This window comes from Micromonospora sp. (assembly GCF_048594385.1).
GTDB lineage: Bacteria > Actinomycetota > Actinomycetes > Mycobacteriales > Micromonosporaceae > Micromonospora > Micromonospora wenchangensis.
This window is the reverse complement of sequence record NZ_JBMDWU010000384.1, coordinates 1-9,949: the sequence shown is the minus strand read 5'-3', so window position 1 is coordinate 9,949 and position 9,949 is coordinate 1. Positions and strand designations below refer to the sequence as shown.

General features: G+C 74.8%; 7 protein-coding genes and 1 pseudogene. All 8 read left to right on the top strand.

Translation table 11 applies throughout. The features are described 5' to 3' along the window. The first annotated feature begins 209 nt into the window (after nucleotides 1-209). Nucleotides 210-3,401: a hypothetical protein gene (locus tag ACOJTC_RS20545; protein ID WP_420118095.1), complete on the top strand. Its 3,192-nt coding sequence runs from the start codon at nucleotides 210-212 to the stop codon at nucleotides 3,399-3,401. A 346-nt stretch (nucleotides 3,402-3,747) separates the two neighbouring features. Beyond that, nucleotides 3,748-4,209, top strand: coding sequence for a hypothetical protein (locus ACOJTC_RS20540; protein WP_204923910.1), 462 nt, complete (start codon nucleotides 3,748-3,750; stop codon nucleotides 4,207-4,209). Nucleotides 4,210-4,254: 45 nt separating this feature from the next. Beyond that, nucleotides 4,255-6,375, top strand: coding sequence for a sensor histidine kinase (locus ACOJTC_RS20535; protein WP_420118094.1), 2,121 nt, complete (start codon nucleotides 4,255-4,257; stop codon nucleotides 6,373-6,375). Next, nucleotides 6,372-7,037 carry a response regulator transcription factor gene (locus ACOJTC_RS20530; RefSeq protein WP_307826080.1) on the top strand — a complete coding sequence of 222 codons (666 nt, stop codon included), beginning with the start codon at nucleotides 6,372-6,374 and terminating at the stop codon, nucleotides 7,035-7,037. Before ACOJTC_RS20535 ends, ACOJTC_RS20530 begins: the two co-directional genes overlap by 4 nt. 172 nt (nucleotides 7,038-7,209) lie before the next feature. Further along, nucleotides 7,210-7,785 (top strand): CinA family protein, encoded by a 576-nt coding sequence (locus tag ACOJTC_RS20525; protein ID WP_420118093.1) that lies wholly within the window; start codon nucleotides 7,210-7,212, stop codon nucleotides 7,783-7,785. 166 nt (nucleotides 7,786-7,951) lie between these two features. After that, nucleotides 7,952-8,395 (top strand): helix-turn-helix domain-containing protein, encoded by a 444-nt coding sequence (locus ACOJTC_RS20520; RefSeq protein WP_420118092.1) that lies wholly within the window; start codon nucleotides 7,952-7,954, stop codon nucleotides 8,393-8,395. Between the two features lie 185 nt (nucleotides 8,396-8,580). Then, on the top strand, nucleotides 8,581-9,453 hold the full coding sequence (locus ACOJTC_RS20515; RefSeq protein ID WP_420118091.1) for a PspA/IM30 family protein: 873 nt from the start codon (nucleotides 8,581-8,583) through the stop codon (nucleotides 9,451-9,453). A 22-nt stretch (nucleotides 9,454-9,475) separates the two neighbouring features. After that, nucleotides 9,476-9,949, top strand: a pseudogene (locus ACOJTC_RS20510) (hypothetical protein); the annotation flags it as partial.

Genomic DNA, 9,949 nt, shown 5'->3' with positions numbered 1-9,949 from the left:
GCCCCCGGCCCGCCCGGCCCCCCCCCCCCCCCGCTCACCCGCCGCCCGGTACCCCCGGGGCGCCGGGACGGCTGTCCCTGCCGGTCGGGACGTCCCGCCCCGCAGAGTCGTCACCGCACCGACCCCTGCGGCCGGTGCGGCGTCGGCCCGGCCGGGTCGACGCCCGGTGACGGCGGGCGGGGTTGCGCCCGGTGGCGGGAGGAGCAGCGGTGGGGACAGCGACGAGACACACCCGGGGGCGGTCCCCGGGCGGCGGGTGGCGCAGCCGCCGGCTGTGGGCGGCCGGCCTGACGGCGGTGCTGGCGGTCACCATGCACCAGACTCCGGCCCGGGCCGCCGACCCGGTGCCGTTCGACGAGCAGGCGGTGCACGGGGCGCTGTTCGGGGCGGTGGTGCAGCTCCGCGACGCCGGGGCGGCCGGGTTGAAGGACGCCCTGCTCACCGCCGAGCTGCTGGACTGGCGTAGCGCCCAGCCGGGTGCCGACGCGACGCAGGTGGCCGGGCACGTGGCCACCACCCGGGCGGTCGCCGACGCGGCGGTCAGCGACGCGCGGGCCGAGGACCGGTCCCGGTTCGCCGTGGCGATGGCGGTGCTGGCCCGGCTCGCCGGGTCCAGCGGCGCGGTGACCACCGGCCCGGCGGTGCGGGCGTTCCTGACCAGCACGGTCGGCGCGGAGGGCGCGAACGTGGTGCCGGACGCGCTGAACCTGGTCCGGGGCGGCTACCAGGACGCGGCGTGGAACGCCCGCTCCCGGGACCTGACCCAGGACACCTGGCGGGAGCTGCACCGCCGGGCCGCCACCGACGACGCGCTGGCCACCGGCTGGGACAGCGCGTTCGCCGGGCGCACCGGCACCGGGGTGCGTACCCCGGTCGACGGGTTGCTGGCCGCGCGGATCCACGAGCCGCGCGCCGACGGCAACACCGGCACCCTCGGCTACTACGTGCCGCTGTCCGCGATCCGCGACGTCCGCGGTGACGCGACCGCCTTCAAGGCGCTGGTGCAGGAGCGGGCGTACGCGACGCTGAAGGTGCTCGACACCGACGGCAACAACCGGATCACCGAGGTGGTCAGCTACGCCAACACGTACCCGCTCAACCAGGACCCGAAGCCGAGCCAGGCGGTCATCGACGCGGAGAAGGCGAAGACCGAGTCCAACCGCAAGATCTTCGAGGGTCTCGGTTCCACCGTCACGGTGCTGTCCACCCTGGTCGGCTTCGTCGACAAGAAGTTCGGCAAGCAGTTGGAGACCATCGGCAAGGCCGTGGTGACCTCGGTGACCGCGATCAACACGTACGTGACGACGGTGCTCGGGCAGGGGCTGACCATGGCCGCCACGGCGATGGGCACGGCCGTGCTGACCGGCAACCTGCTCGGCGCGGCGGTGAGCCTGATCGGCCTGTTCGCCGGGGGCGGCGACCCGAACGCCGCGATCCAGGCGGAGATCGGCAAGCTGCGCCAGCAGATCGACCGGCTGGCCAAGGGGATCGACAAGCGGTTCGACCGGATCGAGTCGGCGCTCAAGGAGATGTACGCCGGGCTGGTCGCCCAGCTCGACGCCCTCACCAAGGGACTCGACGAGGTACGCGCCAACCTGGGCCGGATCGCCACCCAGTTGCAGACCATCGAACGCAAGGTCGACTCGATGGCGCTCGCCACCCACGTGGCCCTGGAGAACATCGCCAAGAGCCAGCTCAACTCGGTGATCACCACGTACGTGCACCACAAGGAGATCACCGGGCAGCCGATCCCGGACTACCTGGGCACCTACTTCCCGAAGGCCGAGTCGCCGACCTTCACCTTCGCCACCGTCAACGCCTCCGACGAGGGCACCTTCACCGCGCCGGCCGGCACCAGCCTCGCCGACCCGGTCAGCGTGCTCGACACCCACCTGCCCGCCGGCTCGATCAACTACCTCGGCCAGTGGGCGCGTAACCGGGTCGGCGGCACCTGGACGGTCGGCCCGGTCGCCAACGCCGCCGCCTGGTCCACCGCCGCCCGGGTCTACAACATCCTGCAACTGGAGAACCCGCAGTTCGCCGCCCAGGTGGCCGCCGGGCGGGGCGACGCCGTCGCCGAGACCGGGCGGACCATCAACGAACGGGTCCGGCAGTTCAGCCAGCCGACCGCCGACGGCGGCACCAACCCGTTGTTCACCGCGCTGATGGCCGACTACCGCACCGCGGTCGCCGGCTGGAACGCCCAGGTGGAGAACGTCCGCAAGGCGGTGGTCTGGAACGGCAGCGACACCCTGCCGGTGCACGACATGTGGGGCAGCCCGGACCAGGAACTCCCGGCGGCGAACCGGATTCCCGAGACCGAGTCGATCGGCGGGTGCGGCCCGACCCGGGTCGGCCGGCCGATCCCGTCGACGGTACGCCGGAGCAACCTGCCCAACGCGTTCCACCTGGCCCGCCACGCCATGCCGCCGGGACACGCCCCGGAGTTCTCCACCTGCTACGACGCGAACTTCGTCAACGTGGAGGAGCACGAGGGACCCCGGTTCCAGACCACCACCGGCGACCTCCAGATCACCCTGCGGTCGCGGGTGAAGTGGGCCGGCGGGGACTGGCAGGAGGTGCAGACCGCCACCCGCGTGTTCCCCATCGGCACGTTCTGCTCGTGGGACGTCCGTTCCCCCATCCCGCAGGGCTACTGCTACGACGAGAACAAGTACCTCACCGACCGGTGGGCGGGGACGTACAAGCCGGCGTTCGAGTCGGCGGCGATCCCGGTCGTCGCCACCCAGGCGACGTCCGCCCGCAGCAAGGCCGCCGCGATGCTGTCCGGCCGGCAGAAGTACTTCTACCGGGTGATGCGGGCCGGCACCGGGCCGAACCCGCCGAGCAGCGACACCTGGGAGGTGTCCCGGGTGCTCTGGCAGAAGGGCAAGGCGGTCTCCGACGCGCTGCGGCTGTTGCAGGCGTACACCGAACTGGGCTGGGGGACCGCGCTGGAACTCGACGACAGCCTCGCCGGCCTGCTCTTCGGCGGCCAGGGGTTGCCCGCCGACTACACCCGTCCGCGCAGCGACGGCGACCAGGCGGCACACCAGCACCTGCGTAACGCGATGACGCAGGCGGTGGAGAACTACGCCGACTGCGTCCAGACGTTCGACTGGAACCCGTGCGACGGGGAGCGGTCGGGCTTCGACCCGCTGCGGGACCAGGGCCAGTACGGTGCCGGCTGCGTCCAGGCCAGCGTGCCGGACAAGCCGCGTGACCCGCTGAGCGCCTGCCTGGCCAGCGCGGCGTTCGTCCGGGTCGGGCAGCTCGGCCAGCGCTACGACCACTGGTCGTCCCGGGTGCGTTCCGGCGGGCACACCGAGGGGCTGCCGGAGGTGACCGCGGCGACCGACATGACCCGCGCGACCACGGTGAGCGTGCACCCGGCGGGCTGACCGCGCGTCGACCGGGAGGGCCCCGTCGGCCCGAGCGGGTGGGACCCTTCCCCCGCCCGCCGGGCCGGCCGGGGCCCTTCCCCCGCGTCGCGGGTCCGGGGCCCTGCCCCCGCCTGCGGGCCGCGCTTCCCCCGGGTCGCCGGCCGGGGTCGCCGTCCGATCGGTCCCGCCGGGCCGGGACATCCGACCCGGGTCGGCGGGACAGCCGGCGGGTGACGATGGCGCGACCGTCCACCCCGCCGGTCCGCCCGACGGTGCCACTGTGGACGGTCGACCACCTACGCTGCGGCGGACGGGTGCCGGGGGACGGCCCCGCCCGTCCGCGCACGGCACCCGAGGAGTGAGCATGATGCCGAACGCCGGCGACGACCGACGGATCCTGTTGATCGCCACCAACGACACGTTCTGCCACGTGTACCAGAACCTGGCCGACCTGCTGTCGACCGCCGACCACGGCGAGAAGCTCGCCGGGGCGGTCGAGTTCTTCGACGTCACCGGCCGACGGCTGCACCCGGTCTTCTCCGCCGACTGGCGGCTGGAGGCGTTGCAGGCCGGCACCGGCCCGGCGGTGCCCGACGTCGTCCGGCAGCGGCTGACCGCGGTGATCGCGCACGTGACGCAGTACATCCACGACCATCCCGACGTGCTCGCCCGGTCCCGCATCTCGCTGGAGCGGGCGCTGTCCGAGCTGCCCCGGCTCGACGACCCGGACCTGTCCGAGATCATCGGCGCCCTGCCGGAACACCTCGAACACGACACCGGCAACTGGCTGCACAACGCGATGCACGCCGCCGGCTGGGCCGACTGACCCACCCGATCCCACCACCGACGACCAACCCCGGGAGGGCCTGCCGTGCCGTTGCCGATCGCCGCACTGTCCCCGTCCCGCCGGGTCCTGGCCGGGGCGGGCCTGGTCGTCGCCGGGCTCGTCCTGGCCGGGCAGTGGTGGTACCCGCAACCGGCGGCGCTCGGGCCGGCGGCGCTGACCGGCACGATCGCGGTCGCGTTCACCGCCCTCGGCGCGCTGGTGCTCGCCGGGCTGCCCGGTCACCCGGTCGGCCGGCTGATGCTGGCCGCCGGACTCGTCGCCGGGACGGCGGTGCTGGCGTTGAGCTGGCCCGCGGTCACCCCGCTGGCCTGGCTGGGGCAGTGGCTCTGGTGGCCGCCGTACGGGCTGATCTTCCTGGCCCTGCTGGTCTTCCCGGACGGCCGGCTGCCGGGCCGGGGATTCCGGCCGGTCGCGGTCGGGCTGGTGGTCACCACGGCGGTGGCGGCCGTGGCGCTGGCGGTGGCCGCGACCAGCGACCCCCGGGGTTTGCTGCTGTCCGCGACGACGGCCGTCGACCCGACCGCGCGGCTGCTGGTCCGGGTCGCCCTAGTGACCGTCGGGGTGCAGTTGCTGCTGGTGGCCGCCGTGCTGGTGGGGCTCGCCCGACGCTTTCGGCGGGCCGTCGGCGAGGCCCGCCAGCAGCTCGCCTGCCTGCTGGCCGCCGGCGTGCTGTTCCTGCTCGGCTTCCTGCTGGACTGGCTCAACCTCTCCGGCGCGTGGGTGCTGATGGTGATCGCGATCCCGGCCGCGATGACGGTGGCGGTGCTCCGCTACCGGCTCTACGGCCTGGAACAGGTGATCAACCGGACCCTGGTCTGGCTGGTGATGAGCCTGCTGGTGATCGCCGCGTTCGTCGGGGTGGTCGCCCTGCTGCGGGATCTGGTGCTGCGCGGGGACACCTCGAACGCCTCGCTGGTGGCCACCGGCCTGATCGCGGTGACCTTCGAACCGCTGCGGCGGCGGGTGCAGCGCGGGGTGAACCGGCTGCTCTACGGCGACCGCGACGAGCCGTACGCGGTGCTGGCCCGCCTCGGTGACCTGCTGGAGCGGACGGTCCAGCCGGAGGCGGTGCTGCCGCTGCTGACCGGCACCATCGCCCGCTCGCTCCAGGTGCCGTACGTGGCGGTGGAACTCGGCGGGGAGCCCGACGACGGGCGGCCCGCCCGGGTGCACGCCGCGCACGGCCGGGCCACCACCGAGCTGGAACGCTTCGACATGGTGACCCACGGGGAGCGGGTGGGACGGCTGGTGGTGGCCCGCCGGGCACCCGGCACCCGGTTCACCCCGGTGGAGCGGCGGCTGCTCAGTGACGTCGCGCTGCACGCCTCGGTGGCCGCCGCTACCGCCCGGCTGATCCGCGACCTGCGCGACTCCCGGGAACGCCTGGTCACCGCCCGGGAGGAGGAGCGCCGCCGGCTGCGCCGGGACCTGCACGACGGGCTCGGCCCGACCCTGGCCGGCATGTCGATGCAGGTACGCGCGGCCCGTAAGCTCGCCGCCGTCGACCAGGCCCGGCTGGCCCGCATCCTCGACGGGCTCGCCGACGACCTGCTCACCTGCACCGGCGAGGTACGCCAACTGGTCGACCAGCTCCGCCCGGCGGCCCTGGACCGGGGGTTGGAGTCGGCGCTGCGCGCCGAGTGCCAGCGCTTCGACGGTCCGACTCTCACCGTGCGGCTGAGCGTGGCGGACCCGCTGCACGGGCTGCCGGCGGCGGTGGAGGTGGCGGCGTACCGGATCGTCGGCGAGGCGCTCGCCAACACGGCCCGGCACGCCGGGGCGACCTGCTGCGACGTGGTGGTGCGCCGGGGCCGGGCGCTGGTCGTGGAGGTGTCCGACGACGGCACGGGCATCGTCGCCCGCCGACCCGGCGGTGTCGGCCTGGACTCGATCCGGGAACGGGCCGCCGAGCTGGGCGGCGGCAGCGACATCGTCGAACGGGACCCGCACGGCACCTTGATCCGGGTCCGCCTGCCCCTACCCCCCACCCCACCGTCTCCCACCCCGCCCACCTCCGCCCCCGCCCCGCCCGCTTACGGTGATCAAGAGGTTTGCGTCAGAATCCGCCCGGAGGATGACGCGAACCTCTTGATCACCGAGGGCTCCTGGGTGGCGGACGGTGCTGCGGGAGGGGGAGGGCAGTGACGGCAGAGGGGGCCCGTGGCGGGGCGGTGCGGGTGCTGATCGTGGACGACCACCCGGTGGTCCGCCGGGGCCTGCGGACGATGCTGGAGGGCGAGCCCTGGGTCGACGGCGTGCTGGAGGCCGCCACCTGTGCCGAGGCGGTCGGCATCGCGTCGACCGAACCCGTCGGGGTGGTCGCGATGGACGTGGCGCTGCCGGACGGCGACGGCGTGGAGGCGACCCGGCGGATCGTCCAGGGCCGACCGGAGACCCGGGTGCTGATGGTGACCATGACCGACGACGAGGACGTGGTCGGCCGGGCGCTGCGGGCCGGTGCCCGGGGCTACGTGCTCAAGGACACCGACCCGGACGTGATCGTCGACGCGCTGCGGACGGTGGCGGGCGGCGGACTGGTCCTCGGTCCCCGGGTCGGCCCACAGGTGCTGACCAGCCTGCGCCGCCAGCCGGTCGAGCTGCCGCCCCCGTTCGACCGGCTCACCCCGCGCGAGCGGGACATCCTGCGCAGGTTGGCCGGCGGTGACACCAACGCCCGGATCGCCCGCCACTTCGGGCTCAGTGAGAAGACGGTCCGCAACCAGCTCTCGGCCGTCTTCGCCAAGCTCGGGGTCGCCGACCGGGTCCAGGCCGCCCTGCTCGCCCGGGACGCCGGCCTCACCGGCTGACCCCGGCGGGGCGGGAGCGGACCCACCGGTACCGGCCCGGGGCACCCGCCGGCACCGGCGGGGCGGGAGCTGTCCGGCCCGGGGCGCCCGCCGCACCGGCGGGGCGACAGCGGACCCGACGATCGGTCGGACCGGGATGAGTAGCAGGGTGACCTCGGGGAAGGAGGACGACATGGGCACCGATGCGCAGCACGAGCGACCCGCAGGCAGCCCGGCGGCGGGCGTGGTGCACAGCCTGCACGAACGGCAGCAGACCCTGGCCACCGTCGAGTCCCTGACCGGCGGGCTGCTGGCCGCCGCGATCGTGGAGATCGCCGGGGTGAGCGCCGTCTACCGGGGCGGCCTGGTGACCTACGCCACGGAACTAAAGGCGCGGCTGGCCGACGTACCCGAGGATCTGCTGGCCGAACGCGGACCGGTCGATCCGGACGTGGCCATCGCCCTGGCGGAGGGGGGCCGGCGGCGCTGCGCCGCCGACTGGGGGCTGTCGACCACCGGGGTGGCCGGTCCCGAGCCGCAGGACGGCAGACCGGTCGGCCTGGTCTATGTCGCGGTGGCCGGGCCGGGCGGCCCGGTGGTCCGCCGGCTCGACCTCGACGGGGGCCGCGACCACATCCGCGCGGCGGCGGTGATCGAGGCGTTACGCCTGCTCGCGACGCGTATCCACAGGGCGTTTCCCGAGCCGGGGCCAGGCCCGCGCCCCGGACCGGCGGCCGTGGTGCCCCCGGCCGGCGCGGGCCGGCGCTGACCGGCGTTGTCCAGATCCGACAGGCGGGGTGGGATGTCGCCGGGCCGACCAACGGGTACGGTTGCGAGAAGGCTCCGGCGTACGGCGTCGGCGGCGGCGCGGTCCACCGCGTCCGGCGCGGGCGACCATCCGCCCGGAGCGTGAAATCCCGTCAGGGGGAGGTGCGATGGTCCTGCTACGCCGGGTGATCGGTGACGCACTTCGGGCGCGCCGCCAGGGTCAGCACCGCACCCTGCGCGAGGTCTCCACCGCCGCCAACGTGAGCCTCGGTTACCTCTCCGAGATCGAGCGCGGCCAGAAGGAACCCTCCAGCGCGCTGCTCGCCGCCATCTGCGACGCGCTCGGCGCCCGCCTGTCCGAGTTGCTGCGTGAGGTGAGCGACACCGTGGCGCTGGCCGAGCAGCTGCCGGGCGTGCTCATGCCCGTGCAGGACGAGCCGGCCGCCGCCGGTCCGGCCGCCGGGGTGCGCAAGGCCACCGGTCGGGGCGTGCGCCAGGTGACGACCGACGGTGCGGTCGCCGTCTCGGTCCGCCAGGATTCCCCCCTCAAGGCCACCCTGCGCAGCGCCCGGGTCCGCCCGAGCGACCGTGACGTGGTCTGCGCCGCCTGACCCGCCGTCCGTCCCGTGGCCGGGCTGGCCGACGCCGCGTAGTGTTGATCGCAGGCCGCCGGAGCACCCCGCGTCACGAACGGCCCTGCTGGCGTCCGCCTGCGACGATGGGGGAGCGCCGTGCGGCCCGCCCGGTCCCGGGTGTGGCCGGGGCGCAGCGACGCTACTGAGGGGATACCGCGGAGATGGCGAACCCGTTCGTCAAGGGCTGGAAGTACCTGATGGCGCTGTTCGGTGCCAAGATCGACGAGCACGCCGATCCCAAGGTGCAGATCCAGCAGGCCATCGAGGACGCGCAGCGTCAGCACCAGGCGCTGGTGCAGCAGGCGGCGGCGGTGATCGGCAACCAGCGGCAGCTGGAGATGAAACTCTCCCGGCAGATGACCGAGGTCGAGCGGCTGCAGGGCAACGCCCGGCAGGCGCTGGTCCTCGCCGACCAGGCCCGCGCCAAGGGCGACGAGGCCGAGGCCGGCCGCTACGAGCAGTCCGCCCAGGTGCTCGCCACCCAGCTGGTCTCCGCAGAGCAGGCCACCGAGGACCTCAAGACCCTGCACGACCAGGCGATCGGGGCCGCCGCGCAGGCCCGCCGCGCGGTCGAGAACAACTCCATGATCCTCCAGCAGAAGCTCGCCGAGCGCACCAAGCTGCTCAGCCAGCTCGAACAGGCCAAGATGCAGGAGAGCGTGGCCCGATCGCTGGAATCGATGTCGTCGATGGCCGCACCGGCCAACACCCCCTCGCTGGACGAGGTGCGGGACCGCATCGAGCGCCGCTACGCCAACGCGATGGGCCGCGCCGAACTGGCCGGCAACTCCGTCGAGGGACGGATGCTGGAGATCCAGAAGTCGACGCTGGACAGCGCCGGGTCGTCCCGGCTGGAGCAGATCCGGGCCAGCATGGCCGGCGACCAGCTCGGCAGCCGGCAGGAGCAGCAGTCGGCGCAGCAGCAGGCCCAGCCGGCCGCCCCGACGGCCGACCCGGCCGCCGCCGCCCGGCTGGACGAGATCCGGGCCAGCATGAGCCGCGACCGCGGCGTGGGGGACACCACCGCCGGCTGACCGCCGGCACGAGGAGGTACGGGTGGCCGACGAGCGAACGCGACACTTCCGTCGACTGGGCCGGCTGCGGCGCTCCGCCCGCCGGTGGAGCGTCCTGGCCGGTGGGCTCACCGGCGCGGCGGCGGTGCTGACCCCGTACGCCGGGCTGGGGTTGCCCGACGCGGCCTGGGCGGGCGCGGCGGGCAGTGCCGTCGCGCTGGCCGCCTGGCGCTGGATCGACCTGCGGGCGTTCGCGGCCCGCCCGGTGCCCCCCGCCCTCGACCCGGCCGAGGCCGCCGCCCGTTCCCGGGCCCGGCTGGTCGCCGCCGTCGAACGCCTCCCGGTGGGCCCCGGCGTGCTGGCCGAGGCCCGTCGGTTCCGCTCCCGGTTCGCGCTGCGCGGCCCCGCCGCCGCCGAGTCGTTGGCCCGGCTGGACCGCGCCGCGCTCCCCCTGGCGGTCATCGCGCCCCGGCTGACCGGCCTGGCCGAGCCGGCCGTGCTCGAGGCCGCCGCCGCC